Annotated in this window: 29 protein-coding genes and 1 tRNA gene; 16 read left to right on the top strand and 14 right to left on the bottom strand. The window is 69.4% G+C overall.

Features of this window, described 5'->3' with window-relative positions; genetic code table 11:
* Positions 1 to 23 precede the first annotated feature (23 nt).
* The gene (locus ACWDRB_RS30415) at positions 24 to 1232 is read left to right on the top strand and encodes a DUF4032 domain-containing protein (protein ID WP_363981711.1); all 1209 of its coding nucleotides are present in this window, start codon (positions 24 to 26) and stop codon (positions 1230 to 1232) included.
* On the opposite strand, the gene ACWDRB_RS30410 is transcribed toward ACWDRB_RS30415, so the two are convergent.
* Positions 1226 to 1828 carry an NAD(P)-dependent oxidoreductase gene (locus ACWDRB_RS30410; protein WP_350728190.1) on the bottom strand — a complete coding sequence of 201 codons (603 nt, stop codon included), beginning with the start codon at positions 1826 to 1828 and terminating at the stop codon, positions 1226 to 1228. The genes ACWDRB_RS30415 and ACWDRB_RS30410 overlap by 7 nt on opposite strands.
* A gap of 54 nt (positions 1829 to 1882) precedes the next feature.
* On the opposite strand from ACWDRB_RS30410, the gene ACWDRB_RS30405 reads away from it, so the two are divergent.
* The 10 genes from ACWDRB_RS30405 to ACWDRB_RS30360 all read left to right on the top strand — a co-directional run bounded on the left by ACWDRB_RS30405 (position 1883) and on the right by ACWDRB_RS30360 (position 9669).
* Positions 1883 to 2233: a winged helix-turn-helix transcriptional regulator gene (locus ACWDRB_RS30405; protein ID WP_449899329.1), complete on the top strand. Its 351-nt coding sequence runs from the start codon at positions 1883 to 1885 to the stop codon at positions 2231 to 2233.
* Positions 2234 to 2427: 194 nt separating this feature from the next.
* Positions 2428 to 2976: an RNA polymerase sigma factor gene (locus tag ACWDRB_RS30400; protein WP_449899327.1), complete on the top strand. Its 549-nt coding sequence runs from the start codon at positions 2428 to 2430 to the stop codon at positions 2974 to 2976.
* Positions 2973 to 3890 carry a hypothetical protein gene (locus tag ACWDRB_RS30395; RefSeq protein WP_449899325.1) on the top strand — a complete coding sequence of 306 codons (918 nt, stop codon included), beginning with the start codon at positions 2973 to 2975 and terminating at the stop codon, positions 3888 to 3890. Before ACWDRB_RS30400 ends, ACWDRB_RS30395 begins: the two co-directional genes overlap by 4 nt.
* A 174-nt stretch (positions 3891 to 4064) precedes the next feature.
* Positions 4065 to 5504 carry an N-acetylglucosamine/diacetylchitobiose ABC transporter substrate-binding protein gene (ngcE, locus tag ACWDRB_RS30390; RefSeq protein WP_449899323.1) on the top strand — a complete coding sequence of 480 codons (1440 nt, stop codon included), beginning with the start codon at positions 4065 to 4067 and terminating at the stop codon, positions 5502 to 5504.
* A 4-nt stretch (positions 5505 to 5508) separates the two neighbouring features.
* The gene (locus ACWDRB_RS30385; protein ID WP_350728185.1) at positions 5509 to 6423 is read left to right on the top strand and encodes a carbohydrate ABC transporter permease; all 915 of its coding nucleotides are present in this window, start codon (positions 5509 to 5511) and stop codon (positions 6421 to 6423) included.
* Complete coding sequence (locus ACWDRB_RS30380; protein ID WP_350728184.1) at positions 6424 to 7269, top strand: carbohydrate ABC transporter permease; 846 nt, start codon at positions 6424 to 6426, stop codon at positions 7267 to 7269.
* A 9-nt stretch (positions 7270 to 7278) separates the two neighbouring features.
* Complete coding sequence (locus ACWDRB_RS30375; RefSeq protein WP_449899321.1) at positions 7279 to 7539, top strand: 4a-hydroxytetrahydrobiopterin dehydratase; 261 nt, start codon at positions 7279 to 7281, stop codon at positions 7537 to 7539.
* 95 nt (positions 7540 to 7634) lie between these two features.
* Positions 7635 to 8207 carry a superoxide dismutase family protein gene (locus ACWDRB_RS30370; RefSeq protein ID WP_397365766.1) on the top strand — a complete coding sequence of 191 codons (573 nt, stop codon included), beginning with the start codon at positions 7635 to 7637 and terminating at the stop codon, positions 8205 to 8207.
* 50 nt (positions 8208 to 8257) lie between these two features.
* The gene (locus tag ACWDRB_RS30365) at positions 8258 to 9343 is read left to right on the top strand and encodes a low temperature requirement protein A (protein ID WP_449899319.1); all 1086 of its coding nucleotides are present in this window, start codon (positions 8258 to 8260) and stop codon (positions 9341 to 9343) included.
* Positions 9340 to 9669: a nuclear transport factor 2 family protein gene (locus tag ACWDRB_RS30360; protein ID WP_449899316.1), complete on the top strand. Its 330-nt coding sequence runs from the start codon at positions 9340 to 9342 to the stop codon at positions 9667 to 9669. The genes ACWDRB_RS30365 and ACWDRB_RS30360 overlap by 4 nt, the downstream gene beginning before the upstream one ends.
* Here the strand turns inward: ACWDRB_RS30360 and ACWDRB_RS30355 are convergent.
* The 6 genes from ACWDRB_RS30355 to ACWDRB_RS30330 all read right to left on the bottom strand — a co-directional run bounded on the left by ACWDRB_RS30355 (position 9662) and on the right by ACWDRB_RS30330 (position 13333).
* Positions 9662 to 10021, bottom strand: coding sequence for a nuclear transport factor 2-like protein (locus ACWDRB_RS30355; RefSeq protein WP_364248095.1), 360 nt, complete (start codon positions 10019 to 10021; stop codon positions 9662 to 9664). The two genes, ACWDRB_RS30360 and ACWDRB_RS30355, sit on opposite strands and share 8 nt — an antisense overlap.
* The gene (locus ACWDRB_RS30350; protein ID WP_350728179.1) at positions 10018 to 10557 is read right to left on the bottom strand and encodes a MarR family winged helix-turn-helix transcriptional regulator; all 540 of its coding nucleotides are present in this window, start codon (positions 10555 to 10557) and stop codon (positions 10018 to 10020) included. Before ACWDRB_RS30350 ends, ACWDRB_RS30355 begins: the two co-directional genes overlap by 4 nt.
* A 41-nt stretch (positions 10558 to 10598) precedes the next feature.
* Positions 10599 to 11240 carry a GOLPH3/VPS74 family protein gene (locus tag ACWDRB_RS30345; protein WP_449899312.1) on the bottom strand — a complete coding sequence of 214 codons (642 nt, stop codon included), beginning with the start codon at positions 11238 to 11240 and terminating at the stop codon, positions 10599 to 10601.
* Positions 11209 to 11475 carry a hypothetical protein gene (locus tag ACWDRB_RS30340; RefSeq protein WP_363982047.1) on the bottom strand — a complete coding sequence of 89 codons (267 nt, stop codon included), beginning with the start codon at positions 11473 to 11475 and terminating at the stop codon, positions 11209 to 11211. The genes ACWDRB_RS30345 and ACWDRB_RS30340 overlap by 32 nt, the downstream gene beginning before the upstream one ends.
* On the bottom strand, positions 11475 to 12413 hold the full coding sequence (locus tag ACWDRB_RS30335; RefSeq protein WP_449899309.1) for an SPFH domain-containing protein: 939 nt from the start codon (positions 12411 to 12413) through the stop codon (positions 11475 to 11477). The genes ACWDRB_RS30340 and ACWDRB_RS30335 overlap by 1 nt, the downstream gene beginning before the upstream one ends.
* A gap of 98 nt (positions 12414 to 12511) precedes the next feature.
* Positions 12512 to 13333: a spermidine synthase gene (locus ACWDRB_RS30330; protein WP_350728176.1), complete on the bottom strand. Its 822-nt coding sequence runs from the start codon at positions 13331 to 13333 to the stop codon at positions 12512 to 12514.
* A gap of 50 nt (positions 13334 to 13383) precedes the next feature.
* Here ACWDRB_RS30330 and ACWDRB_RS30325 point away from each other — a divergent pair, with 50 nt between their 5' ends.
* The 5 genes from ACWDRB_RS30325 (at position 13384) to lat (ending at position 17983) form a co-directional block, all read left to right on the top strand.
* Positions 13384 to 14919 carry a penicillin-binding transpeptidase domain-containing protein gene (locus ACWDRB_RS30325; RefSeq protein ID WP_449899307.1) on the top strand — a complete coding sequence of 512 codons (1536 nt, stop codon included), beginning with the start codon at positions 13384 to 13386 and terminating at the stop codon, positions 14917 to 14919.
* A 121-nt stretch (positions 14920 to 15040) separates the two neighbouring features.
* Entirely contained in the window at positions 15041 to 15688 is a 648-nt protein-coding gene (gene trhA / locus ACWDRB_RS30320) for a PAQR family membrane homeostasis protein TrhA (protein WP_350728174.1), read from the top strand.
* Complete coding sequence (locus tag ACWDRB_RS30315; protein ID WP_449899303.1) at positions 15688 to 16053, top strand: PPOX class F420-dependent oxidoreductase; 366 nt, start codon at positions 15688 to 15690, stop codon at positions 16051 to 16053. The genes trhA and ACWDRB_RS30315 overlap by 1 nt, the downstream gene beginning before the upstream one ends.
* A gap of 46 nt (positions 16054 to 16099) precedes the next feature.
* Positions 16100 to 16642: an HdeD family acid-resistance protein gene (locus tag ACWDRB_RS30310; RefSeq protein WP_449899300.1), complete on the top strand. Its 543-nt coding sequence runs from the start codon at positions 16100 to 16102 to the stop codon at positions 16640 to 16642.
* A gap of 66 nt (positions 16643 to 16708) precedes the next feature.
* Entirely contained in the window at positions 16709 to 17983 is a 1275-nt protein-coding gene (gene lat, locus ACWDRB_RS30305; RefSeq protein ID WP_363981759.1) for an L-lysine 6-transaminase, read from the top strand.
* Here the strand turns inward: lat and ACWDRB_RS30300 are convergent.
* The 7 genes from ACWDRB_RS30300 to ACWDRB_RS30270 form a co-directional block, all read right to left on the bottom strand.
* Positions 17973 to 19193: an NAD(P)/FAD-dependent oxidoreductase gene (locus tag ACWDRB_RS30300; protein WP_449899297.1), complete on the bottom strand. Its 1221-nt coding sequence runs from the start codon at positions 19191 to 19193 to the stop codon at positions 17973 to 17975. The two genes, lat and ACWDRB_RS30300, sit on opposite strands and share 11 nt — an antisense overlap.
* 108 nt (positions 19194 to 19301) lie before the next feature.
* Positions 19302 to 19496, bottom strand: coding sequence for a helix-turn-helix domain-containing protein (locus ACWDRB_RS30295; protein WP_235030925.1), 195 nt, complete (start codon positions 19494 to 19496; stop codon positions 19302 to 19304).
* A gap of 188 nt (positions 19497 to 19684) precedes the next feature.
* Positions 19685 to 19760: transfer RNA gene (locus ACWDRB_RS30290), tRNA-His, on the bottom strand.
* Between the two features lie 67 nt (positions 19761 to 19827).
* Positions 19828 to 20421 (bottom strand): oligoribonuclease, encoded by a 594-nt coding sequence (orn, locus tag ACWDRB_RS30285; protein WP_449899294.1) that lies wholly within the window; start codon positions 20419 to 20421, stop codon positions 19828 to 19830.
* 68 nt (positions 20422 to 20489) lie between these two features.
* The gene (locus ACWDRB_RS30280) at positions 20490 to 21608 is read right to left on the bottom strand and encodes a DUF2510 domain-containing protein (protein ID WP_449899291.1); all 1119 of its coding nucleotides are present in this window, start codon (positions 21606 to 21608) and stop codon (positions 20490 to 20492) included.
* A gap of 49 nt (positions 21609 to 21657) precedes the next feature.
* A complete protein-coding gene (locus ACWDRB_RS30275) occupies positions 21658 to 22992 on the bottom strand; it encodes a hypothetical protein (protein ID WP_449899289.1) in 1335 nt (444 codons plus the stop codon).
* 21 nt (positions 22993 to 23013) lie between these two features.
* Positions 23014 to 24657: a protein kinase domain-containing protein gene (locus tag ACWDRB_RS30270; protein WP_449899286.1), complete on the bottom strand. Its 1644-nt coding sequence runs from the start codon at positions 24655 to 24657 to the stop codon at positions 23014 to 23016.
* Positions 24658 to 24746 lie beyond the last annotated feature (89 nt).

Below are 24746 nucleotides of genomic sequence, written 5' to 3'. Positions count from 1 at the left end.
CCAATGCACCATATCCTGTGGAAATGCCCCTGCAGATCACTGGCGCGCTAGGCGACCCTGACCTGATCCGCCTCCCTTGGGAGGTCCCCCTCCAAGACTGGCCGCAGTACCATCTCGTCGATCTGCCGCGCGGCATTTCACGGCACGTGGTGCGGTTCGCCCGGCTGTCCGGCAAGGTGTACGCGATCAAGGAGATCAGCGAACGGTACGCCAAGCGTGAATACCAGCTGCTGTGGGACCTGGCCCGCCTCGACGCGCCCGCCGTGGAGCCCGTCGCCTACGTGACCGGCCGCGAGGAAGGGCTGGACGCGGCGCTGATCACCCGGCACCTGCAGTTCTCGCTGCCGTACCGCGCCGTCATGTCGGGCACGCTGCGGCCCGACACGCTCACCCGCCTGCTGGACGCGCTGGCCGTGCTGTTAGTGCGACTGCACCTGAACGGGTTCTACTGGGGCGACTGCTCGCTGTCCAACACGCTGTTCCGCAGGGACGCCGGGGCCTTCGCCGCGTACCTGGTGGACGCCGAGACCGGCGAGATGCACCCGATGATCAGCGAGGGGCAGCGGCTGGCCGACATCGACACCGCGCACACGAACATCTTCGGCGAGATGCTCGACCTGGAGGCCGGCGGGCTGCTGCACCCGTCCATCGACCCCATGGAGACCGCCGAGGACATCGTCACCCGCTACCACCGCCTGTGGGACGAGATCACCCAGAGCGAGATCATCGAGGAGGTCGACTGGCACCGCGTGGAGCAGCGGATCCGCCGGCTGAACCTGCTCGGCTTCGACGTGGCCGAGATGATGGTGCGGCGCAAGGTCGGCACCGGGCGGCTCATCGTACGGCCCAAGGTCGTGGACTCCGGCCACCACCAGCGGCGGCTGCTCCGGCTGACCGGGCTCGACGTGGAGGAGAACCAGGCACGGCGGCTGCTCAACGACCTCGACGGGTTCAGGGTGGCCAAGGGGCTGCGGCACGAGGACGAGGCCATCGTGGCGCACCGGTGGCTGGCGGAGATATTCCAGCCGACGGTCGAGGCCATCCCCGCGGAGCTGCGCGGCAAGCTGGAGCCCGCGCAGCTCTTCCACGAGATACTCGACCACCGCTGGTACCTGTCCGAGGAGACGGGCGCGGACGTGGGGCTGGCCGCGGCCGTGAAGTCGTACGTGGACAACGTGCTCGTCCACAAGCCCGACGAGAAGGCGCTGCTCCCGGAGGAGGCGGCTCAGTAAGCCACGGTTATGCGCTTGCGCGGGTGGGCGCCGTTCTCCAGCTCGTCCGCGACGGCGACCGCGTAGTCCTCGGCCGAGATGAAGCTGCGGCCCTCGCGGTCGGCGAGCAGCGTGTCGCCGCCGATGCGGTAGACGCCGGTGCGCTCGCCCGGCGCGATCTCCGCGGCCGGTGAGATGTACGTCCAGTCCAGGTCCTCGACCTCCCGGTACAGGCCGAGGGCCGACCTCTGGGCCTTGGACTCCTTTTTGTAGAGCTCCGGGAAGTCGGGCGTGTCGACCAGGTCCTGTCCCGGCGCGATCTGGAGGCTGCCGGCGCCGCCCACGATGATCAGCCTGCGTACGCCGGCGGCGCGCACGCCCTCGATGAGCGCGCGGTTGGCGTCCAGGAACGGCGGCTCGGGCTCGGTGCCGTCGCGGGGCGGGGCGATGGCGGAGACGACGGCGTCGTAGTCCTTGGCCAGGGTGGCGGCGTCGTGGACGTCACCCTTGACGGGGCCCTTGCGGCTGACGGCGGTCACCTGGTGGCCGCGATTCGCGAGCTCGGCGGCTATGCGCTGGCCGATCATGCCGGTCGCGCCAAAGAGCAGGATCTTCATGTGCGCCAGAGTATCCATCGGATACTGGTTACTTCATCGTGCTATAAGTACCTTATGGATACTGGCGATGTCTTCGACCCTAACTGCCCGACCCGGGTGGTTCTGGATCGGATCGGCGACAAATGGTCGGTGCTAGTGCTCCTCAGTCTTGTCCACGGCCCCATGCGCTTCACCGCCCTCCGGGGTCGGATCGGCGGGGTCACCCCCAAGGTGCTGACGCAGACGTTGCGGGCCATGGAGACGGACGGGCTGGTGACGCGGGAGGTGTTCGCGGAGGTGCCGCCGCGGGTGGAGTACGAGTTGACGTCCCTGGGGCGCTCATTGCACGAGCCGATCTCGGCGGTGGCGGCATGGGCCGAAGACCACATAACCGAAATCATCACCCACCGCACCCAATCCGCCTAACCTCCACCCGCCCCCTCACCGCCCCACCGCCCGTCGGCTCCTCACCACCGCACCCCGCCCCTCAACGGCCCGCCATCGCCGCTCGACACCGCCCCCTCGCGTTGTCGCGCGCTTCCGTAGTCGAGGAGGGTCGGTAATGGGGGCGGGAATCCGGACATGGGGTGAGTGGTGGTGGACCACAGTGAGGAGAACGGATGGGAGTCGATCCCGAAAGCCGGTTCGAGGCGATATACGAAGCGGCATACCCCCAACTGCTCGGATACGCCTTACGCCGATGCCCGGACCCGGACGACGCGGCCGACGTCGTCGCGGAGACGTTCATGGTCGCGTGGCGCCGGATAGAGGAGGTGCCCGAAGGCGACGAGGCGAGGTTGTGGCTCTTCGGGGTGGCCAGGAAGGTGCTGGCCAACCAGCGGCGCGGTGAGCGGCGGCATGAGCAGCGCACCGCCGCCCTGCGCGAGCAGCTGGCCGCCTCGCCGCTCGTCGCCGAGTTGCCATTGCCCGGCGACGACCTCTCGCAGATGGGCAAGGTGTTCCGGGCCCTGTCCGGGGACGACAGGGAGTTGCTCGCTCTCGTCGCGTGGGAGCGGCTGGATCCGGGTCAGATCGCCAAGATCCTCGGCATCTCGCGCAACGCCGTGCGGGTCAGGCTCTTCCGTGCGCGAAAACGCTTCGCCCGTGGCCTGGCCGAGGCCGGGGTCGAGTACTCGAATGCCGTCGCGATCGAAGGGAGCAGCCTGTGAGCATCCGAAGGGAGCAGCCCGTGAACATCGCCGAGCTCGCCCGCGTACGGGACGAGGATCTGGCCGGGGACCCGGTGGGGCAGGCGTCCGGCGCGGGGGCGCGGGCGCTGAGGGAGTCCATCATGGCTGAGGAGCGGGTGCCGGCGCGCAGGCGTTCCCCGCGCCGAGGGCGGTGGCTCGGCCTGGCCGTGGTGGCGGTCGCGGCGTCCGTCGCGCTCGTCGTCGGGGTGCCGTTCGGCGGCCCCGTCACCGAGTACGCCAACGCCGCCGTCTCGGTCAAGGCCGGCGACGACTACCTGAAGGTGGCGATCAACGACCCCGAGGCCGAGGCGGCGGAGTTCACGGAGGCGTTCCGGGCGGTCGGGCTGGACGCGGAGGTGAAGAAGGCGCCGGTGGCGCCGGAGGATGTGGGCAAGCTGGTCGGCCCGATCATGGACGGAGAGTTCCCGCCAGGCACGGGGGTGACGAGCAGCCGTAAAGAGGACTGCGCTTCCGCCTGGTGCGGCACGGTCTCCATCCCCATCCACTTCAAAGGAAAGGTCATCTTCGGGATCGGCCGACCGGCCGCGCCGGGGGAGCGCTACGCCAGACAGGGCCAGGTCTCTCCGCCCTCCGACGGCGGGATGATCGACGGCTACAAGGCTCACGGCAAGCGGGTCTCCGAGGTCAGGGCCGACATGGAAAAGCTCGGGCTGAAGATCACGTACATAGTGATGTGGACCACCAGTCCCGACGGCAGCGGCGAGGGGTACAAAGTGGACGCCGCGTACGTCAAGGACGACTGGACCGTCGCTTTTGCCAGCAAGACCGCGTCCGACGCCGTCCGGCTGACGGTCGAAGCCGGTCCTGGGGTGCCGCTGCGCTCGCTGCCCAAATCCGCCCTGCTCGATGATCCCGACTGGTGGAAGAACTGAGCCTGGTCTTGCCGTTCACGTTCTGGTCCACGATGCTGGCATCTGTTCAGGCGAGTGGATCACGGCAGGGAACACGGCAAGGTCACGTCTCGATTGCGCCCCCTTGACGCGTGTCGGCGGCCGTTCGTACGTTCGGGCAAACGTTTAGGAAACTTTCCTAATTCAGGAGCCCCCATGACCCATCCGGGCGAGATCACTCGACGTCAGCTGCTGCGCCGCCTCGGTATGACCGCGTTCGTCGCCGGCCCCGGTGCGGGCCTCCTGAGCGCCTGCGCCACGGCCGGCACGGGCGGTGAGCCGTCGGCCGCCCCCAGCATCACCGCCTCGGCCGACAGCAAGAACCCGTTCGGCGTCGACCCCAAGAAGCCGCTGGAGGTGGTCATCTTCAGCGGCGGGTACGGTGACGCGTACGCCAAGGACCTGCACGAGGAGCTCTACAAGAAGGAGTTCCCCGGCGTGTCGATCAAGCACAACGCCACCCAGCAGATCGGCACCCAGTTACGCCCGCGCTTCGCCGGCGGCGACGTGCCCGACGTGCTCAACAACTCCGGCCCCGACTCGATGGACCTGGCCGCGCTGGCCGCCGAGAACCACCTCGCCGACCTGACCGTGCTCTTCGACGCCCCGTCGATCGACGACCCGGCCAAGAAGATCCGCGACACCGTCACCCCCGCCGTGATCGACAACGCCAAGATCAACGGCAAGGACCTCGTCCTGAACTACACCGTCTCCCACCGCGCGCTCTGGTACAACGCCAAGCTGTTCGCGTCCAAGGGGTGGTCGCTGCCGAGGACGTGGGCCGAGTTTACGGCGCTGGGGGACACGGCCAAGCAGGAAGGCATCCTGCTCTTCGCGTACCCGGGGCAGAAGGGCCCGTACTACCAGCTCTGGAACGTCCTCTACACGGCCGCCAAGATCGGCGGGAACCAGGTCATCATCGACATCGACAACCTGGTCGACAACGCCTGGAACGCCGAGCCGATGAAGCAGGCGGTCACGGCCTGGGTGGACATTCAGGCGAAATATGGCGACAAAGCGTACTTCGGCCTCGACCACACCCAGACCCAGGTCAAGCAGCTCCAGAACAAGCTGCTCTTCTACCCCGTGGGCTCCTGGGTCGAGAACGAGATGGCCAAGGACAAGCCCGACGACTTCGAATACGCCATCGCCCCCATTCCCGACGTCACCGCCGCCGACAAGATGCCGTACGGCGCCATCCAGGTCGGCGTCGGCGAGAACTTCGTCGTCGCGGCCAAGGGCAAGAATCCGCAGGGCGGCCTCGAATACCTGCGCATCATGCTGTCCAAGGACGGCGCGCGCGGATTCACGGAGAAGACCGAGAACCTCACCGTGGTGAACGGCGCCGCCGCCGGACTCGACCTGCCCGCCGGACTGATGAGCGCCGCCAAGGCCCAGGACGCGGCCGGCCAGAACATCATCACCGACGCGCGTTTCGAGGGCTGGTACAAGGAGCTGTTCGACTACGGCACCCAGCAGATCAACGTGGTCATGGCCGGGCGCATCACCCCGGAGAGGTTCTGCGCGAACATGCAGAAGAAGGCCGACGAGATCAAGAAGGACGACGCGGTCGCCAAGCAGACGCGGAGCCAGTGAGCAGATGGAGCGGCTGCGCAAGTACGGGTTCGTCGCCGGATTTCTCGTCGTCCCCCTGGCGCTCTATTCGGTCTTCGTCATCAGCCCCTATGTCCAGGCGTTCCAGCTCTCCCTGACGAGCTGGAACGGATACAGCTCGATCGTGCGGTACGTGGGGCTGGACAACTTCGGCCGGCTGTTCGACGACGAGGTGTTCTGGCAGGCCCTGCGCAACCACGGGATCATGCTGCTCGTGCTGCCGATCGCGACGATCGTCATCGCGCTGTTCCTGTCGTTCCTGCTGAATCTGGGCGGCGGCACGCGCGGCGCGGGCATGAGAGGGGTCTGGGGGTCGAAGTTCTACCGGGTGGTGTTCTTCTTCCCCCAGGTCCTGGCCGTCGCCGTGGTGGGCGTGCTCTTCCAGGCGGTCTACCGCCCCGACGCGGACGGCGTCATCAACGGCGTGCTGGCCAGGTTCGGCGCCGAGCCCGTCGGCTGGCTCACCGAGCCGGACCTCGCCCTCTGGTCGATCATCGCGGTGATGATCTGGCAGGGCGTCGGCTTTTACGTGGTGCTGTTCTCGGCGGGCATGGCGGCCATTCCCAAGGACTATTTCGAGGCCGCCGCGCTCGACGGTGCCGGACGCGTCCGGCTGTTCTTCTCGATAACGCTGCCGCTGCTGCGCGACACCATCCAGGTCGGCTGGATCTACCTGGGGATCGCGGCCTTCGACGGATTCGCTTTGGTGCAGGTGCTGGCCGGCGACAAAGGCGAGCCGGACGGCGCCACGACCATTCTCCCGGTCACCATCTACAAAACGGCTTTCGCCTACAACAAGGTCGGATACGCCTCCGCGATGGGCGTGGCGCTGTTCTTCCTCACCGTGACCTTCGCCGTGCTGACACTGCGGACGACCAGGCGTGAAAGGGTTGAACTCTAGATGGCCAGAAACAGGCCGCGGCCCGGCGTGCTCAACGGGCTCTCGCACGTGGCGCTGGCCGTCTGGGCGTTACTGATCATCCTGCCCCTGCTGTGGACGTTCCTGGCGTCGTTCAAGAACAACACCGAGATCTTCGGCGACCCGCTGCAACTCCCGGGGGCGCTGCGGCTGGACTCGTGGGGCCGGGCCTGGGACAAGGCGCACATCGGGCAGTACATGCTCAACACCGTGGTCGTCGTCTTCTTCGGCACGGCGGGCACGATGTTGTTCGGGTCGATGGCGGCGTACGTGCTGGCCCGCTACACCTTCATCGGCAACAGGCTGATCTACTACTACTTCGTGGCCGGGCTGGCGTTTCCCGTGTTCCTGGCCCTGGGGCCGCTCTTCTTCGTCGTCAAGCAGTTGGGCCTGCTGAACTCCCACGTCGGGCTCATTCTCGTTTACATCGCCTATTCCCTGCCCTTCACCGTCTTCTTCCTGGCGGCGTTCTTCCGGACGCTGCCGGAGACCGTCGCCGAGGCGGCGATGATCGACGGCGCCTCGCACACCCGGACGTTCTTCCAGATCATGGTGCCCATGGCCCGGCCCGGCCTGATCAGCATCACCATCTTCAACGTCCTGGGCCAGTGGAACCAGTATCTGCTGCCCCTCGTGCTCCTGGCCGGCGACCCGGACAAATGGGTCCTCACCCAGGGCATCGCCAAGATCTCCACCCTGGCCGGATACGAGGCGGACTGGCCGGGCCTGTTCGCCGCGCTGAGCATGACGATCCTGCCGGTCATGGTCGTCTACATCATCTTCCAACGCCAGATCCAGTCCGGGCTCGGCTCGGGGGCGCTGAAGTAACGTGGCGCCATGAGCGAGAACCTGCCCGAATGGCGGCGTGAGGGCGACGAGATCCGGCGCACGATCGAGGCGCGCGACTTCCCCACGGCCATCCGCATCGTCGACGAGATCGCGGTCAAGGCCGAGGAGCTCAACCACCACCCCGACATCGACATCCGCTGGCGTACTCTCCACCTGGTCCTCACCACCCACGACGCGGGCGGGCTCACCGACCTCGACTTCACGCTGGCGGCCGTCATCGATGACATCGCGGCGAAACACGGCGCCTAACCGCTGAATACTCACCGTAGTAGCTCGATTACTCGTTAGAGTGGGTGCCCTCCCGGAGCCCTCCTGTCGAAGGGGCTCGAACCATGGAGGGTCTCATGCGCGTGCCCGCACTCCTGTTCATCATGCTCACCGCAGCCTGCGCGGGCCCGCCCGCCCCGCTCCAGCAGGCCATGGGCCCCAGCGAGGGCCCCAGCGAGGGGGCCACGAGCGCGGCGATCAGGCTGTCCGGCGAGGGGGAGTTCACCGCCTCCGACACCGCCGCCATCGTCTACGACCGCAAGCTGGTCCCGCAGGGCGCCCAGGGCAGCGCCCACGTCGAGTCGGCCGACGGCCAGACCCGCACCACCCTCGTCGTCGAGGGCCTGCTCCCCAACCGCCACTACGGCGCCCACCTGCACGTCAAGCCCTGCGGGAAGAAGCCCGACGAGGCGGGGCCGCACTACCAGCACAAGGCCGGCGAGATCAGCCCGGCCAGCGAGGTCTGGCTCGACTTCACCACCAACGGTGAGGGCGCGGGCCGCTCGTCCGCCCGCAACGACTGGGTCCTCGACCCGGCCAAGCTGCCCGGCTCGCTCGTCATCCACGCCAAGGCCACCAAGACCTCAGGTCCGGAGGTCGGTACGGCGGGGGACCGCGTGGCCTGCCTGACCCTTAAAAAGGTGTCGTAACCACCCGGCCACGTGCATAATTACACAATTACATAACGGAAGGTGTAGTTGTGACCCAGTGGCAGCCACCCAGATTACGGCTGTTCGAAGACGCGCACCGCAGGGCGACCTGGCTGGAGCTCCTGTACGACCTCGTCTTCGTCGTCGCCGTGGCCGAACTGGCCGATGTGCTCCCCACGAGCCTGCCGGCCTTCGTGGGCCTGTTCGTACCGATCTGGTGGGCCTGGCTGGGCTACGTCTTCTACGCCAACAGGTTCGACACCGACGACGTCAGCCACCGGTTGCTCGCGCTGCCGCAGATCCTGGCCGTGGCGACCATGGCGGCGAGCGTGAGCGACATCGAGCAGCGTTCCGGACTTTTCGCCATCGCGTACGCGGTGGTCAGAGTGCTGCTGATCGTGGCCTACGTCCGCGCCGGTCGCCACGTGCCCGAGGCCAGGCCCCTGACGACCCGCTACGCCATCGGGTTCACGGTGGCGGTGCTCATCTGGCTGGCCTCGCTCGCCGTCGACCCGCCCCAGCGCTACGCGTTCTGGGCCGTCGCCATCGCGATCGACCTCGTCACACCCCTGCTGACCCGGCGGGCCCAGGGCAAGCTGCCGCCGCAGTCCGAGCACCTGCCGGAGCGCTTCGGCCTGTTCGTGGTGATCGTCCTGGGCGAGGTCGTGGCGGCGGTCGTCCTCGGGCTGAAGGGCCACGACGTGACGCCGGGCACGCTGCTGATCGCCCTGGCCGGGGTGGCGATCGCGATGGGCTTCTGGTGGCTGTACTTCGGCCACACCGACGAGTCCGTCGTGCTGCGTACCCGGCTGGCCGGACAGGTGTGGGTCTACTCGCATCTGCCGCTTTCGCTGGGACTGGTGGCGTTCGGGATCGGGATCGAACACGCGATCATGGACCCGTCCTCGTCGAGCTGGTCCTTCGGGCTGCCCGCCGCCGTGGTGCTCGCCGTGCTCGGCCTGCAACACCTGTGCTCGTCCGACCGGCGGGCGGGCGCCGTCCGCCTCGGCGCGGCGGCGCTCACGCTCGCCACCTCGGCGCTTCCCGTGGCCGCCGCGCTGCCCCTGATCATCCTGTACGCCGCGGCGCAGGTCGCGTACGACCTGTTCCGCCCGCAGCCGGAAGGTGCCGCATGACCGCCAAGGACCTGTTCGACCGCCAGTTGGCCGCCATCGCCGACCGTGACCTGGAGGCGCTGCTGGGCCAGTATCACGACGACGCCACGGTCGTCCGCTTCGACCGCGTCGCCCGGGGCCACGCCGAGATCAGGGACCTGTTCACCGCGTACCTCTCGGCGGAGCCCAAGGTGGACGAGATCGTCTCGGTGCGGACGACCGACGACGTGATCTTCTACAACGCTCTGATGACGATCGCCGGGAACCGCGTCACCACGTACGGCACCCTGGTCGTCAGGGACGGCAGGATCTGGCGGCAGACGGCGGCCGCCGCCCCCGTCACCTGATCGAGGCCGCCATCGGCTGCCACGGCGCCGCGTCGAAGATCAGCATGATCGTGCTGATCTTCCCGTCGCGGAGGCGGAAGTGCTCGGCCGTGCGCTGGATCCCGGCCGGCGTCGCCGTGTGCACGTCGTAGACCAGCGTCGCCTCCGACTCCCCGTACAGCTCGCTGATCATCTCCACCTCCGTCACCACCCGCAGGAAGCCTTCCAGCCCCGCCAGGTGCCCGGCCGGGTCGGCGGAGGAGATGAACGGGCTCCTGAACGAGAACGGCTCGCCGACCAGCGCCGCCGCCTCCTCGACCGCGCCCCGGAAGCGGGCGTCGTGATAGGCCCTGACGACCTCGCGCGCGCTCATCGGGCCTCCTGGGCGGCCAGATGCTCGGCCAGCCGCTGCTGGTTGCCGGCCAGCCGCAGGCACAGGTGGCGCAGCGACGTCAGCTCCTCGGGGGAGAACCCGCGGAAGATCGCCGCCATGGCGAGCTGCGACGGTCTCCTGAAAGCCTCGATCCAGGCCCGCCCCTCGGGGGTGATCCGGGCCAGCACCGACCGCCGGTCGCGCCGGTCCTGGACCCGCTGCACGAGCCCGTCCTTCTCAAGGGTGTCGACGAGGCCGGTGGCGTTCCTCGAACTCACGCCCGCCGACTGGGCCAGCTCGCCGATGCTGACGCCGTCGTCGTCCGCGTCACTCAGCCGCAACAGCAGGTCCATCGCCCCGGAGCTGAGCCCGCGGCCCTCGCTGCCGTGGGCGCGCATGCGCTCGATGGCCTGGAAGGCGGTGCGGACGGCGGCGGCGGCTTCGAAGGTGAGGGTGTCGTCGCCGGCGAGCCGGCTCATGGCGGCTCTGGCGTTGGGGTCGTAGAGCAATCCGGTGTCATCATGTTCTAGCTTCATAATGAAGCCATACTTTATTACGTACTTCCATAAATCGCCACTCAGCCGGCGCTCTCGGCGGCCTGCAGGTTCTTCCGCAGCGCCGTGGTGATCGGCTCGATGGGCGCCGACAGCTGCTCCACCCTGTGCTGGTGGCGGCGCCACTCCCGGCCGGGCAGGACCGTCTCGAGCTGGGCCGCCGCGGCCAGCGCGGCCAGGACGCGGACGTCCGGGCTCAGCCGGCTGACGGGCCGGCCGCCGTGGACCGCGCGGGCGACGCGCTCGACGAGCCTGCGCGAGAGGTGTGGCTTGCGTGGCGTGACCCGTTCGACCGGGAACAGCAGAACCCGGTGGCGCTCCACCCGGACCAGCCGGGCGCCCTCCAGCTCGTCGCGGACCAGCCGGTACGCCTCCGCGTGGTCCTTGCGGATCCAGCTCCCCCACGACCGGGGCGCAGAGCCGGCGATCTGCTCCCAGACGGCCGCCTGCAGCCGGCCGGGGGCGGCGGGGGCGGTGACCGCCCGCGCCTTGCCCGACTCGTCCGCCAGGCTGCCGCTCGTCATGAGCTCGGCGAGCGCCGCCGCGCGCAGGAGGCAGCCCAGCCGGCGGCGGTTGGTCGGCCGTTCCTTGCGGAGGTCGAAGGCCAGCAGGAAAACCGACCTTGGCCAGGGCTCACCCTGCTGCGTCGTCGTCCGCGGTTCCATCCGCCGTCTCCCCTCCTTCCAGGGCTTCTTCCGTCTCCGGGGCCTTGCGCGGGCGCCCGCGGGGGCGCATGCGCCCCACGCTGTCGGGCAGGCGACCGGCCTCCGAGAGGGCCTTGCGCAGCAGGAACTCGATCTGCGAGTTCGTGCTGCGCAGGTCGTCGGCGGCCCACTTCGCCAGCGCGTCGTGGACCACCGGGTCGAGCCGCAGCAGGATCTTCTTCCGCTCCACGGCGATTACTGGTAGAGCGTGCCGGTGTTGACCACCGGCTGGGTGTCACGGTCGCCGACCAGCACCACGAGCAGGTTGCTGACCATGGCCGCCTTGCGCTCCTCGTCGAGCTCCACCACGTCGTGCTCGGCGAGCCTGGCCAGCGCCATCTCGACCATGCCGACCGCCCCCTCGACGATCCGCTGCCGGGCCGCCACCACCGCGCCCGCCTGCTGGCGGCGGAGCATCGCGTGGGCGATCTCCGGCGCGTACGCCAGGTGGATGATGCGCGACTCGATGACCTTCACCCCGGCCGAGGCCACCCTGGCGCCGATCTCCGCGGACAGCCGCTCGTTGATCTCGTCGGCGTTGTCCCGCAGCGACAGCCGCGGCTCGCCGTGCGCGTCGTACGGATAGCTGCCCGCGATGTGCCGCACGGCCGTCTCCGCCTGGATCGCGACGAACTCCACGAAGTCATCCACCTCGAACACCGCCTGCGCCGTGTCCTGCACCTGCCAGACCACCACGGTCGCGATCTGGATCGGGTTGCCGTCGGCGTCGTTGACCTTCGTCACCTCGGTCTCGTGGTTGCGGATCCTGGTGGACACCCGCCGCCGCAGCGTGAACGGGTTGACCCACTGGAAGCCCGGCGTCCGCATGGTGCCGGTGTACCGGCCCAGCAGCTGGACGACCCGCGCCTCGCCGGGCGCCACCGCGGTGAGCCCGCAGCACAGCGTCGCGCCCACCAGGACCACGAGGGGGGCCGCCACCACCACCCACGCGCCGGACTGCCCGGCCCCGCCGGCGAGCATGATGATCCCCAGCGCGAGTAACGCCGCCCCGCCCAGGATCAGCACCACCGCGATCCCCAGCAGCACGAATCCGTTGGCCGCCCGGACGGGGTGCTCGCTGGTGCGCGGCGCCGGCATGTCCACGACGGTCCCTTCGAACGATGTGTCTGTCATCGCCCGTCCCCTTTTCTAGCTGACTTTGTCTGCTATCAAAGTGATATCACTTTTTGGGCGCACGGGGAAGAGGCCTCGACTCGGGAGGATCGGGCCGGTCAGCCGAAGACGGCGGGCGGGGGGACGGGGGCGAGGACCGGGTCGCCGTCCTTGATGGGGGCGGCGCCGGCGATGAAGTTCGTCAGCGCCTCGCCGTGCACGCATCTCGCCTGCGTCAGCCCGCCCGCCGCGCGCCGCGTCAGGAGGTCCAGCGGCAGGCCCGTACGGGACGCGGCCACGATCAGGTTGCCGAAGCGGCGGCCCCGCATGATGCCCGGCTCCGCCAGCAGGGCCACGTGGCCGAACGTGCCGGTCACCGTGGCGAGCAGGCGCCTGGCGAAGGCCAGGCCCTTGCCGTCGGCCAGGTTGATCAGGAGGGTCCCGTCCGGGCGGAGGATCCTGGCGATGTCCCCCATGTACTCGGTCGTGGCCAGGTCGACGGGCATCGTCGCCCCCGTGAAGGCGTCCAGCACCACCAGGTCCGCCGAGTCATCCCAGACCTTGGCGGTGCCCTCGCGACCGCCGGCCACGATGACCTTCAGGCGGGGCACCGAACGCAGGTCCAGCTGCTCGCGTACCAGATTGACGAGGAGGCCGTCCGGCTCGATGACGATGTGGCGGGAGCCGGGCCGGGTGGCGGCGACGTAGCGGGGGATGGTGCAGGCGCCGCCGCCCACGTGTACGCAGCTCAGCGGTCCTTCCGACAAAAGGTCGATCACATCCGCCATGAGTCGTACATACTCAAATTCCAGAAATGTCGGGTCTTGAAGATCAACATACGACTGAGGTACGCCATCTTTGGACAGCACCCAGCCGTCCTGCCGGTCCAGGTCACGGAGAAGCTCGACCTCGCCGAACGTCACCGGATACACGCCGGGCATCGGTTCCCGTTGTCCTCGTGCCACGCTGATCCCCTCCTGGGAGAAACCGTATGCGACGACGAAGGCTGATTGTGCTCGTTATCGCACTTGTCGCGGTAGTTGGGGCGGGTGCGTTCGCAGTCGCGGCGTCGAACCGGGTCAAGGGGAGCGCTTCCCAGACCGCCGCGGACTACTTCGACGCCTGGCGCAAGAGTGACGTGTCCCGCATGGCGCGCCTGGTGTACCAGCCGCCGGCCGACTTCGCCGTCCGGCATCACCGGCTGACGGAGGAGCTCCACATCGAGTCCATCCGGCTGACCCCGGGGCGGTTGAAGAGCACGGGGGAGGGGGCCGCCGAGGTGCCGTTCGCCGGGGTGCGGCAGCTCGCCGACCTCGGGGCGTGGCCGTTCGACAGCACCTTGCGGCTCGGCGTACGGGACCGGGCCTGGAAGGTGCTGTGGGCCCCAGAGACGCTGCACCCCCTGCTCAAGGACGGCGGCACGCTGGAGCTGGACGAGGTCGACGCGTCGGTGACCGAGCTGGTCACCAGCGAGGGCGAGCGGATCCCGAACGACAGCTACGCGGACGCCTATCTCAATCAGCTCAAACCCGAGTTCGGGTCGTCGTCCCGCGGCTGGGAGCTGGTGTCGAAGGCGCCGGGGCAGCCCGCCAGGCAGCTGCTGACCCGCCTGCCCAAGGCGGACGTCGAGCGCACCACGCTGTCGCGGCCCGTGCAGGCGGCGGCCGCCAGGGCGCTGGACGGGGTCGACGACTCCGCGATGGTCGTCATCCGGCCGAGCACCGGCGAGATCCTGGCGCTGGCCGACCGGCTCAAGAACAACTACAGCGCGGTCCGGGACGTCTTCCCCCCGGGGTCCGTCTTCAAGACGATCACGGCGGCGGCGCTGCTCGGGAGCGGGCTCGACCCGGCGGCTGAGGTCCGGTGCCCCGGCACGTACACCATCCCGTTCCACGCGCCCTTCAAGAACGACGGCGAGGCGGACCGCGGACTCATCAGCTTCACCGACGCGTACGCGTACTCGTGCAACACGACGTTCGTCGAGCAGGCCACCACCAGGCTCACTGCGGACCAGCTGCGTGAGACGGCGGACGAGTGGGGGTTCAGCCGGCAGATCGCGACCGGCATCGGCGGCACCTGCGGGGCCATGCAGGAAACCGACGATCCCGACATGTTCGGCCTCGACGCGATCGGCCAGGGCCAGGTGGTCGCGACGCCGCTGTGCATGGCCGCGCTCGCCGCCGCCGTGCAGAGCGGCACCTGGCGCTCGCCCCGGCTGCTGTCGGACGCGGAGGTGCGGCGGATCGACGGCGTCCCCCACAAGGACGTGCGGATGGACGAGGGGATCGTGGCCTCGCTCAGGGACATGATGGCCGCCGTGGTCGATCACGGCACGGCGAGCGACATGGGGCTGCCGGCGGGCGTGGCGGGCAAGACGGGGACGGCCGAGGTGCCGGACGAGGAACTGTCGCACGCGTGGTTCATCGGCTACCGGGACGACCTGGCCTTCTGCGTCTTCGTACGGCACGGCGGCTCGGGCCGGCAGGCCGCCGTCCCCATCGCCGCGCGTTTCTTCAGCGGCCTCTGAGCTGCGAAAGGCCACCTCCGGCGGACGCCTCCGCCTTTTCCCTCAAAGGCCCCCGGCCCCTGACTGGGAGCACCCTGGGGTCGGTGAGAAGGCGACCCTAACCTACGGTACCGTAGGTTTCATGACGACCATCACCGTCAAGCCCAGGCTGCGAGGCTGGTTGCACACCGGGGCGCTGCCCGTGACGCTGGTCGCGGGGTTCGTGCTCGTGGCGCTCGGCCCGACCTTGCAGGCGCGGGTGGCCTCCGCCGTCTACGCCATCACGTCCGGTCTGTTGTTCGGGATCTCGGCGACCTATCACCGGGGCACGATGGGGCCGCGGCTGGCGGAGTTCCTGCGCCGGTTCGACCATGCCAACATCTATTTGATCATTGCCGGCACGTACACGCCTTTCGCCCTGCTCGCGCTGGACGGGGTGGCGAGGATCGCGGTGCTCTCCGTGATCTGGGGCGGCGCGCTGGCCGGGGTGCTCTTCCGGGTGTTCTGGATGGGTGCGCCGCGCTGGCTCTACACCGTCCTCTACCTGGCGCTGGGCTGGACCGCGATCTTCGTGATGCCGCAGTTGCTGGACGGCGCCGGCGTGGCCGCCGTCGTGCTGGTGGCCGTCGGGGGCGTCTTCTACTCGGCCGGGGCCGTCGTGTACGGCCTGCGCCGCCCGGACCCGTCGCCCCGCTGGTTCGGCTTCCACGAGGTGTTCCACGCCTTCACCCTGGCGGCGTACCTGGTTCAGTACATCGCGGTGTCGATTGTGGTTTATTCGCACGTGTGATGAACCTTGGGGCAGAGCAGTACATCTCGGTGACCACGTACCGGAGGGACGGCACCCCCGTCGCGACCCCGGTGTGGGCCGTGCAGGACGGTGACGCGGTGGTCTTCTGGACCGTCGCCGACTCCGGCAAGATCAAGCGGATCCGGAACAACCCCGAGGTCGGCGTGGCCGGCTGCGACGTGCGGGGCAAGGTGAAGACCGAGCCGGTCAAGGGCCGGGCCGTGGTGCTGGACGCGGCGGAGACCGAGCGGGTGCGCGGGCTGCTGCGGCGCAAGTACGGCCTCATGGGGCGGATCACGCTGCTCGGCAGCAGGCTCCGCAGGGGGAGCACCGGCACCGTTGGAGTGCGGATCACCGACATTTGACCCCACACTGGTCTGATTTCGGGCATTACCTGGAAATCAGATCAGTATGGGAGATATCACACGGTCGTGGTGGCTTCTACTCATACGCGGCCTCGCCTCGCTGATCTTCGGCATCCTGGCGCTGATCTGGCCGGCGATCACGCTGCTCGTGCTCGTGATCTTCTTCGGTGCGTACGCGCTGGTCGGCGGTGTGGCTGAGCTGTTCGCCGGGTTCCGGCACGGGGCCGAGTCGCGAGCTTGGCTGATCATCTCGGGAATTATCGGGATATTGGCCGGTATCGCGACATTTATCTGGCCGGGTATCACGTCGCTGGCGCTGCTCTACGTCGTGGCCTTCTGGGCCGTCTTCGCGGGCGTTTCGGAGATCATCGCCGGCATCAAACTCCGCAAGTCCATCGACAACGAATGGATGCTCATCGTCGGCGGCATCCTGTCGCTGATCTTCGGCATCCTGCTGCTCATCTGGCCGGCTGCGGGACTGCTCAGCCTCGTCTGGCTGGTCGGCATCTTCGCGATCCTGCATGGCATCGCCATGATCGCTCTGTCGTTCCGCGTGAAGAACTTCACTCGCGGGGTAGGTATGCCGTAAATTTTGCGTAGATGCCCGCGTTCCTCAAGAGGAACATCCGGTCAGACCGACGCACGTGGAGTCTCTATGGACGTACACGCCCGCCTCGCCCGCCACCTGCTCGTCGACGGATACCGGCTCGTGCTCGATCTCGAGCTCAGCCGCGGCTCCTGGCTCGTCGACGCCCGAAACGGCCGCCGCTACCTCGACTTCTACACGTTCTTCGCCTCGGCCCCGCTCGGAGTGAACCCGCCCTTCGACCCCGACTTCGCCCTCCTGCTCGGCCAGGTCGCCCGGAACAAACCGGCGAACCCCGACATCTACACCGAGCATCTGGCGGACTTCGTCGACACCTTCGTCCGCGTGCTGGGCGACCCCGACCTGCCGCACCTGTTCTTCGTCGAGGGCGGCGCCCTGGCCGTCGAGAACGCGCTCAAGACCGCCTTCGACTGGAAGAGCCGCCGCAACGAGGCCGCCGGACGCTCGCGTGACCTGGGCACCAAGGTCCTGCACCTGGCCAAGGCCTTCCACGGCCGCAGCGGCTACACCCTGAGCCTCACCAACACCGAGCCGGGCAAGACCGACCGCTTCCCCAAGTTCGACTGGCCGCGGATCGACGTGCCCGCCATCCACTTCGGAGACGTGGAGGCCGCCGAGGAGCGCGCGCTGGCCCAGGCCCGTGAGGCGTTCGAGCGGAATCCGCATGACATCGCCTGCTTCATCGCCGAGCCCATCCAGGGCGAGGGCGGCGACAACCACATGCGGCCCGAGTTCCTGCAGGCCATGCAGCACATGTGCCATGAGTACGACGCCCTGTTCATCCTTGACGAGGTTCAGACGGGCGGCGGGACGACCGGGACGCCGTGGGCGTACCAGCAGCTGGGTCTCGCTCCGGACGTGGTGGCCTTCGCGAAGAAGGTGCAGGTGGGCGGGATCATGGCGGGCCGCCGGGTGGACCTGGTGCCGGACAACGTGTTCCGGCAGAGCGGGCGGATCAACTCGACCTGGGGCGGCGGCCTGGTGGACATGGTGCGCAGCCGGGGCATCCTGGAGATCGTCGAACGCGACGGCCTGATCGCCCGCGCCGGCGCCCTCGGCAACGTGCTGCTCGAAAGCCTCACCAAGCTGGAGGCCGAGCGCCCCGAGTCGATCTCGAACGTCCGCGGCCGGGGCCTGATGTGCGCGTTCGACCTGCCCGACCAGGCCGAGCGCGACGCGCTGGTGACCCGCCTCAGGGAGGAGCACGGGGTGCTGGTGCTGCCCTGCGGGCCCCGTTCGGTCCGCCTGAGGCCCGCGCTGAACATCCCGGAGGCCGACGTCGACCACGGCCTCCGGGCCCTGTCGGCGGCTCTTACTGCGTGACGCTGGTGGCCGCGCGGCGCGGCCCGAAGTAGCGCCAGAAGAAGTTCAGCAGAACGGTCATGCGGTTGCGCCCGCCCAGCAGGTACGCCACGTGGATGAAGATCCACGCCAGCCAGGCGGGCAGCCCGTACATGATCAGCCCGTTGGACAGCTGCAACACGGCCTCCGCCTTGCCGACGGTGGCCATGATGCCCGGATCGTGATACTTGAACGCCGCCGGTGACCGCCCCCGGTGCACCGCGACGATCTGCCGCCCCACGTGCTCGCCCATCTGGATCGCCGGCTGGGCGAGCTGGGGGAGCAGGTCGGGCGGCCCCGCCAGGTCGCCCGCCACGAAGATCTCGGGATGGTCCGGTACGTTCAGCGCCTGCGTGACCGTGATCCGCCCGCCCTTGCCCTGCGGCAGGCCCCAGTCGCCCGCCTGCTTGGGCGCGGTGACGCCGAGCGCCCACACGGTCACGTCGGACGGCAGCCGCGTGCCGTCGGACAGCACCACGGCGTCCGGCTCGACGGACGCCACCGTGGCGCCCAGCCGCAGGTTCACCCCTCGCTTGCGCAGCGCGGCCGCCGCCCTGTCGCGCAGCCGCGGCTTGTACGGCGCCAGCACGTAGTCGAACCGCTCCACCAGCGTCACACTGGTCTGCTCCGGCTTGATCTCGGGATGCGTCAGCGGCAGCGTGCGCCGCCGCAGCTCGGCCAGCGTGCCCGCCATCTCGACCCCGGTCGCGCCCGCGCCGACCACCACGACGTGCACGCTCTCGCGCCGGCCCGCCGCGGTGTCCTCCAGGTAGTGCTGGAACCGGCGGCGCAGCACCGCCGCGTCGCCGAGCGAGTAGATGGGCAGCGCGTTCTCCTGCGCGCCCTCGATGCCGAGCCAGTTGGTGGTGACGCCGGTGCCCAGCACGAGGTAGTCGTACTCGATCCCGCTGCCGTCGTCGAGCTCCACCCGCCGCTCGCCCGGGAGGATCTTGCTCAGCGCGGCCCGGCGCGTCCGCACGTTGGGCCACCTGGCGGCGAACGTGCGGATCGGGTACGACACGTCCGCGCTGCCCATGCTGGCGGTGGCGACCTGGTAGAGGAGGGGTTGGAAAGTCGCGTACGGGTTGCGGTCGATGAGCGTCACCAGCGCTCCGGCCTTGGCCAACTCCTTGGTGGCGGCCAGCCCGGCGAATCCGCCGCCCACCACCACGACTCGCGGTCTCTGAACCATGCCATGGGGTCTGCCCCTGAATGTGCTCACGGAACCGGCGGCTCAGGCCTGTAGGCGGCCCGCCGGATCGGGAAGCGGGTCGCTCGTGACGGGGTCGAGCAAAGCGGGCTACTCCTGGCGGGACCGCCACAGGCCGATGGCGGTGACCCGGGAGTCCACCCCTAGCTTGGCGTAGATGCGATTGACGTGGTTCTTGACCGTCTTCTCGCTGAGGAACAGCCGTTGAGCGATCTGCCCGTTGGACTGACCGGTGGCGATCAGGTCCATGACCTCGGCTTCACGCTTGCTCAGGGACGTGAACACGCTATCGAACGCTGCGTCGTCGACTCTCATCCGGCCTCCGGGTGGCGCGCAGACGGTCAGATCGCCGATGGCCCCCGTGCTTCCGGCGTTAGCGGTAGACAGCGAGCATAACTCGCAATGTCATGATTTGGGGCCGTTGTTGGGAGAAAACGACAACGGCCGGCCCCGAAGGACCGGCCGTGTCTCGTTGGGGTGAGTGAAGGGACTTGAACCCTCGACATCCAGGACCACAACCTGGCGCTCTGCCAACTGAGCTACACCCACCATGGCCACCGCTGTGTGGTGGCACAGGAAAAGTGTAGCGGGGTTCGGGAGTCTTTACGCCACTCCTTTAGCCGCTGACACGCTCAGCCAGGGATCTCGAGGTCGCCGAATCGGGCCCCGGCTGGGCGACGAAGATCGCCGCGCGGTAGTAGCGAAGCTCCCTGATGCTCTCCGTGATGTCCGCCAGAGCCCGGTGTCCGCCCTGCTTCTCGGGTGCCGCGAAGTAGACGCGGGGGTACCAGCGGCGCACCAGCTCCTTGATCGACGAGACGTCGACCATCCGGTAGTGCAGATAACCATCGACCCCGGGCATGTCGCGCGCGATGAACGTGCGGTCGGTGCCGATCGAGTTGCCGCACAGCGGCGCCTTCTTCGGCTCGGGGACGTGCCGCCGGATGTAGTCGAACACGACCGACTCGGCCTCCGCCAGCGTCACACCGCCCGCCAGCTCGGGCAGGAGCCCCGAGGCGGTGTGCATCTCGCGTACGACCTGCGACATCTGCTCCAGCGACTCCGGCGGCGGCTTGATGACCACGTCGACGCCCTCGTCGAGCTGATTGAGCTCGCTGTCGGTGATGACGCACGCCACCTCGATCAGCGCGTCGCGACCCAGGTCGAGCCCGGTCATCTCGCAGTCGATCCAGACCAGCAAGTCACTCATTCGATCTCCTCGCCCAGCGGCTCGGAGCAATCCGCCCGCTTGTTACCCCACCAGCCTAGTGCCACTGATTAGGCGGGCTTGAGCGAGCCGAGAACCTTGGCCAGCACGTCGGTGCCCAGATTGTCGGGAATGGAGGCGTACATGATGGCCGGACGCTGCCCGTCGCCACGGTCCATGAGCACGATCGCGCCGTTCTCCTTCTTCCATTTGTAGCCCTTCTCCTCCGAGACCTTGGAGAAGTCGAGCTGGAACTGCAGCACCCAGGCGTCCTTGTCGCCGATCTTCATCGCCTTGTCCTCCACCACCTTGGTCTCGTGAGCGAGCTGGTAGAACTTGGTGGAGAAGTCGACGAAGACCGCCTTGGCCGTGTCGCCCATGCCGGAGGCGCCGGAATAGGGATAGAGCTCGTTGAGCAGGCCCGTGTAGATGTTGCCGATCCAGTCGCCCTCGCCGTCGTACTTCGCCTGCGAGACGGCCTGCACCCCGCCCGACCACAGCTGCTGGGTCGGGGTCGGGTTGGAGCCGTTGATCTCGGCGGACTTGGGCACCGTCCAGCTGTCGGGCACCTGGAAGGACAGGCCGGTCTTCGGGTCGGTGATGCGGCCGCCGACCGGCTGGGGCAGCTCGGTGACGCCCTGGGAGGGCGGCTCGTTGGACGGGGGCTCCTGGCTCGGCGGGTCCTCCTGCTCGAACGTGTCGGCCGGTGTCGGCAGCGACGCCGTCGGGCTGGTGCTCCGGTTGACGAAGAAGATGCCGGCCACCACGATCAGCGCGACCACCACCAGGGCCGCCAGCCCCCCGAACACCCAGGGCAGCGGGTTGGACTGCTTGGGCGGCGGGCCGTAGTTCACGCCGGGCAGGGGCGGGCCGCCCCACTGGGTGGGCGCCGCGGGCTGGCCGTAGGTCCCCTGACCGTACGTCGGCTGGCCGAACTGGAGCGTGGGGTTCGCGGGCGTCGCCGACCAGTCGGGGCTCGACTGGGGCTGCGGCTGCGGCTGCGGCTGGGGTTGGGGCTGGGGCTGCGACGGGGGCTGCGGCTGCGGCCCGGAGGGCTGCTGCGGGGGTCCGCCCGGCCCGGGCTGCTGCTGCGCATGGAGGGCGTCGGTCCACTGGGTGCCGTCCCACCAGCGGAGCTGGGGCTCTCCGTACGGGTCCGGGTACCAGCCCGCGGGGGTCTGCGTGGTCATGTTCGCCAGATTAGTAAGAACCTCCTTGATATGCATTGTCGCGAGGGCATCAGCACTTGTACGTGAAGCTGGCCTTGTCGCTGCGGACCGGGCCGGGCGTCAGGATCCGCAGCGTGGCGGTGGCCTTGACGTTGCTCCTGCCCTGGAGCGTCCACCGGAGCGGCACCTCGTACGTCGTCTGGTCCGCCTTCGTGCGCAGCGTCCCCTTGACGACCTCCTTGTCCAGGTTCTTGCGCCACTCGTAGGTGATCTCGCCAGGCGCCCCGTTGGTGACGACCGTCCCGGTGATCAGGACGGCCTTGTCGCAGCCCTGGGTCTTCTTCGGCGCCACCACGTCGATCGACTCGACCGCCAGCTCCGGTGTCTTCCCCACGTAGAACCAGGCCAGGACCGCCCCCGCCATGATCACCGCGAAGAGGGCCGCGGAGGTGATCGTGCGCCGCCGCCGCGCCCGCGAGGCCTTGGCGAGCCTGACGCCGGGACGGTGCTCGGTGGCGGCCTGGTCGCGCCCGGCCCGCCAGATCCGCTCGGCCGTCGTCTCCGGCTGCTGCTCCTGCGTGCCGATCCCCGGCCCGAACTGCACCGGCCCCGACGACCGGCCCGGGACGTGCAGCAGCGTGACGATGTCGCCCTCGTCCCTGGGCGGCAGGACGGGCGGCGGCGCGTACGCCCGCGCCTGGGCGAACGCCGACCTCCCGCGGGCGGCCTGCGCCAGCTCCTCCCGGCCGGTGGCCTGGCCGGCCAGCAGGTCGCGGGCGGCGGCCAGGCCCAGGGTCCCGGCCGTGGCCGCGGCGCGTTCGAACAGCTCGGCCTCCTGCCGGCCCTGCCCGAACGAGGTGGCCAGCCCGCGCGCCAGCGACGCCCACCCGGCCGCGTCCCGCTCGCGAGGCGCGACCCGGCCGCGGATGGCGTCGGACAGCCCGCGCTCGGACAGCAGCGGGGCGCCCTCCGCCGTGATCACCACGGTGCCCGGGTGCACGGACCCGTGCGTGACCCCGGCCGCGTGCAGCGCGACCAGCGTCTGGGCGGTCTCCACGAGTACGGACGCCGCACCCGCCGGGCGGATCGGCCCGGCGGCGAGCAGATCGGACAGAGTGGGGCTGACCGCCTGCGCGGTGAGCAGCCACACCTGGTCGCCCGCCGCCACCACGTCGGCCACCGGGATCAGCCCGGTCAGCCCGCCCAGCACCAGCCGCTGGTCGGTCATGACCGCGTGCACCACCCGGTCGCGTACGCCGGGCAGGGCGATGATCTTCGGGTCGAACAGCAGCGCCCCCGCCCTGCGGCCATCGGGTGAGATCGCGTCGATCCAGTTGCCGAGCTCGGTCATCCAGGTGTGTTCAGTGAGCCGGAAACCGGCGATCCCGTGTCCAGGGTTGTTCATCCGCCGTCCCCCCGGCGCGTCTCAGCGCTTCCTTCTGTGGCGTCCCGCCATACGGCGTCTCACCGCAAGTGTGACCGGAACCGCGCCGGACGTCATCAGGCCGAAGGCGATCAGCGCGGCCTGCGCGTCACTCCCGCGATCGATCCGAGGCTGTTCCGGCGACGGCTCCCCTTCGCCTCCGCTTCCGCCCTCGCCTCCGCCCTCGCCGCCGGGAGGCGAGCTGGGCGTCGGGGCGGGCCGGGTGGGCGGGGCCGTGGTGGCGGGAGGAGGCGTCGGGGTGGGCGCGGCCGTGGTCGGCGGGATGTCGCCCTCGGGGTCGTGGGGCGTGCCGGTGATCCGGGACTGCTCCGGAGACGGGGTCGGGGTCGGCTTCTTGATCTTGGGAGGTGTCTTGACGGGGGTGGCGACGGCCTTGGGCGTGGGCTTGCGCGTCGGCCGCCGCGTGGGGCGCGTGGTGGCGGTCGGCTGTACGGGCGGCGGCGCGGCGCTCTGCGTCGGCGTCGCCTCCGGGGTGGTCGCCTCGGCCGAAGGAGTGGGCGTCGGCTCCTCGTCGGTCTCCACGGGCTCCGGCGTCGCGGGCACGGCCGTGGTCGGGGAGACCGTACTGGTCTGCGCCCGCAGCGCCGGCGTGTCCGACGAGGCGTTGGCGATGACCACGACCACGGCCACCAGCACGCCGACGGCGGTCGCGCCGATGGCGATCTTCGCGGGCAGCTTGCCGAGGACGCGCGACGGGTCGCGGAACCGGGTCTCGGCCAGCGAGGTCTGCGTCTGGGCGGGCTCGTCGAGGGCGGTCGGGAAGAGCAGGACCAGCAGGCCGGCGAGCGCGGCCAGGCGGCGGCGTCCGCGCTCCTCCCAGTCGGGCCCGTACCCCTCGGCCGCGACCGCCTCCAGCTCGCTCAGGAACGCCTCCGCGGACGGCGGCCGCTGGGCCGGGTCCTTGGCCAGGCCGCGTTCGACGAGGCTCTGCAGCGGCGCGGGCACCTCGTCCACCGGAGGCGGCGAGCTCTGGTGCTGGCGGGCCAGGGCGGCGACGTTGGGGGCGCGGAAGGGCCTGGTGCCGGTCAGGCACTCGAAGAACACGACGGTCGCCGCGTACACGTCGGTCGGGGGCCCGGAAGGGCCGCCCGCCCACTGCTCGGGCGCCATGTACGGCGGCGTGCCCGCGGCGCTCGCGCCCTCGCCCGCCTTGACCGCGATGCCGAAGTCCACGAGCTTGCTGGTGCCGTCGCCCTGGACCATGACGTTCTCGGGCTTGAAGTCGCGGTGGACGACGCCGAGCGCGTGCGCCGAGGCCAGACCCTGGAGCGAGCCCTTGAGGACGGTCAGCGCCGCCTCAGGGCCGGTCGGGCCCTCGGACCTGAGGATCTCGCGCAGCGACACCCCGCTGATCAGCTCCATGACGATCGCCGCGCCCCGGCCGGACTCGACGTAGTCGATCAGCCGGGCGTGGTACTGGCTCTGGAGCGTGCCGAGCAGCCGGGCCTCGTGCCGGAAGCGCGCGACGAACCCCACGTCGTTCTTCAGTTCGTCGCTGAGGTACTTGATCGCGACCTCGACGCCGTCGAGGTCGCGCCTGGCCAGGACCACACGCCCGGACGCACCCGAGCCCAGCTCGCGGATCTCGGTGTAGCCGGGGACCCCCCACTGGCCTTCACCGTGCATAACGGTCTCCTCTGGAGTCTGCCGGGCCCCCACCCTCATCAAACGGCCGTAGCTTAACCAGAGGGAACCGCTTTCCCGCTACCGATATC

This window comes from Nonomuraea sp. NPDC003707, assembly GCF_053587055.1.
Note: the sequence above shows the minus strand (reverse complement) of the source record. Positions and strands in the feature narration are given on the sequence as shown.

What these genes read in the sequence shown, in the direction of transcription:
- ACWDRB_RS30325 (WP_449899307.1), top strand. Translation starts at nt 13,384, where the DNA reads ATGCGACGACGAAGGCTGATTGTGCTCGTTATCGCACTTGTCGCGGTA.
- ACWDRB_RS30280 (WP_449899291.1), bottom strand. Translation starts at nt 21,608, where the DNA reads ATGACCACGCAGACCCCCGCGGGCTGGTACCCGGACCCGTACGGAGAG.
- ACWDRB_RS30380 (WP_350728184.1), top strand. Translation starts at nt 6,424, where the DNA reads ATGGCCAGAAACAGGCCGCGGCCCGGCGTGCTCAACGGGCTCTCGCAC.
- ACWDRB_RS30385 (WP_350728185.1), top strand. Translation starts at nt 5,509, where the DNA reads ATGGAGCGGCTGCGCAAGTACGGGTTCGTCGCCGGATTTCTCGTCGTC.
- ACWDRB_RS30275 (WP_449899289.1), bottom strand. Translation starts at nt 22,992, where the DNA reads ATGAACAACCCTGGACACGGGATCGCCGGTTTCCGGCTCACTGAACAC.
- ACWDRB_RS30355 (WP_364248095.1), bottom strand. Translation starts at nt 10,021, where the DNA reads ATGAGCGCGCGCGAGGTCGTCAGGGCCTATCACGACGCCCGCTTCCGG.
- ACWDRB_RS30335 (WP_449899309.1), bottom strand. Translation starts at nt 12,413, where the DNA reads ATGACAGACACATCGTTCGAAGGGACCGTCGTGGACATGCCGGCGCCG.
- ACWDRB_RS30270 (WP_449899286.1), bottom strand. Translation starts at nt 24,657, where the DNA reads ATGCACGGTGAAGGCCAGTGGGGGGTCCCCGGCTACACCGAGATCCGC.
- ACWDRB_RS30410 (WP_350728190.1), bottom strand. Translation starts at nt 1,828, where the DNA reads ATGAAGATCCTGCTCTTTGGCGCGACCGGCATGATCGGCCAGCGCATA.
- ACWDRB_RS30400 (WP_449899327.1), top strand. Translation starts at nt 2,428, where the DNA reads ATGGGAGTCGATCCCGAAAGCCGGTTCGAGGCGATATACGAAGCGGCA.
- lat (WP_363981759.1), top strand. Translation starts at nt 16,709, where the DNA reads ATGGACGTACACGCCCGCCTCGCCCGCCACCTGCTCGTCGACGGATAC.
- trhA (WP_350728174.1), top strand. Translation starts at nt 15,041, where the DNA reads ATGACGACCATCACCGTCAAGCCCAGGCTGCGAGGCTGGTTGCACACC.
- ACWDRB_RS30415 (WP_363981711.1), top strand. Translation starts at nt 24, where the DNA reads ATGCCCCTGCAGATCACTGGCGCGCTAGGCGACCCTGACCTGATCCGC.
- ACWDRB_RS30350 (WP_350728179.1), bottom strand. Translation starts at nt 10,557, where the DNA reads ATGAAGCTAGAACATGATGACACCGGATTGCTCTACGACCCCAACGCC.
- ngcE (WP_449899323.1), top strand. Translation starts at nt 4,065, where the DNA reads ATGACCCATCCGGGCGAGATCACTCGACGTCAGCTGCTGCGCCGCCTC.
- orn (WP_449899294.1), bottom strand. Translation starts at nt 20,421, where the DNA reads ATGAGTGACTTGCTGGTCTGGATCGACTGCGAGATGACCGGGCTCGAC.
- ACWDRB_RS30405 (WP_449899329.1), top strand. Translation starts at nt 1,883, where the DNA reads ATGGATACTGGCGATGTCTTCGACCCTAACTGCCCGACCCGGGTGGTT.
- ACWDRB_RS30370 (WP_397365766.1), top strand. Translation starts at nt 7,635, where the DNA reads ATGCGCGTGCCCGCACTCCTGTTCATCATGCTCACCGCAGCCTGCGCG.
- ACWDRB_RS30300 (WP_449899297.1), bottom strand. Translation starts at nt 19,193, where the DNA reads ATGGTTCAGAGACCGCGAGTCGTGGTGGTGGGCGGCGGATTCGCCGGG.
- ACWDRB_RS30310 (WP_449899300.1), top strand. Translation starts at nt 16,100, where the DNA reads ATGGGAGATATCACACGGTCGTGGTGGCTTCTACTCATACGCGGCCTC.
- ACWDRB_RS30360 (WP_449899316.1), top strand. Translation starts at nt 9,340, where the DNA reads ATGACCGCCAAGGACCTGTTCGACCGCCAGTTGGCCGCCATCGCCGAC.
- ACWDRB_RS30315 (WP_449899303.1), top strand. Translation starts at nt 15,688, where the DNA reads ATGAACCTTGGGGCAGAGCAGTACATCTCGGTGACCACGTACCGGAGG.
- ACWDRB_RS30375 (WP_449899321.1), top strand. Translation starts at nt 7,279, where the DNA reads ATGAGCGAGAACCTGCCCGAATGGCGGCGTGAGGGCGACGAGATCCGG.
- ACWDRB_RS30330 (WP_350728176.1), bottom strand. Translation starts at nt 13,333, where the DNA reads ATGCCCGGCGTGTATCCGGTGACGTTCGGCGAGGTCGAGCTTCTCCGT.
- ACWDRB_RS30345 (WP_449899312.1), bottom strand. Translation starts at nt 11,240, where the DNA reads ATGGAACCGCGGACGACGACGCAGCAGGGTGAGCCCTGGCCAAGGTCG.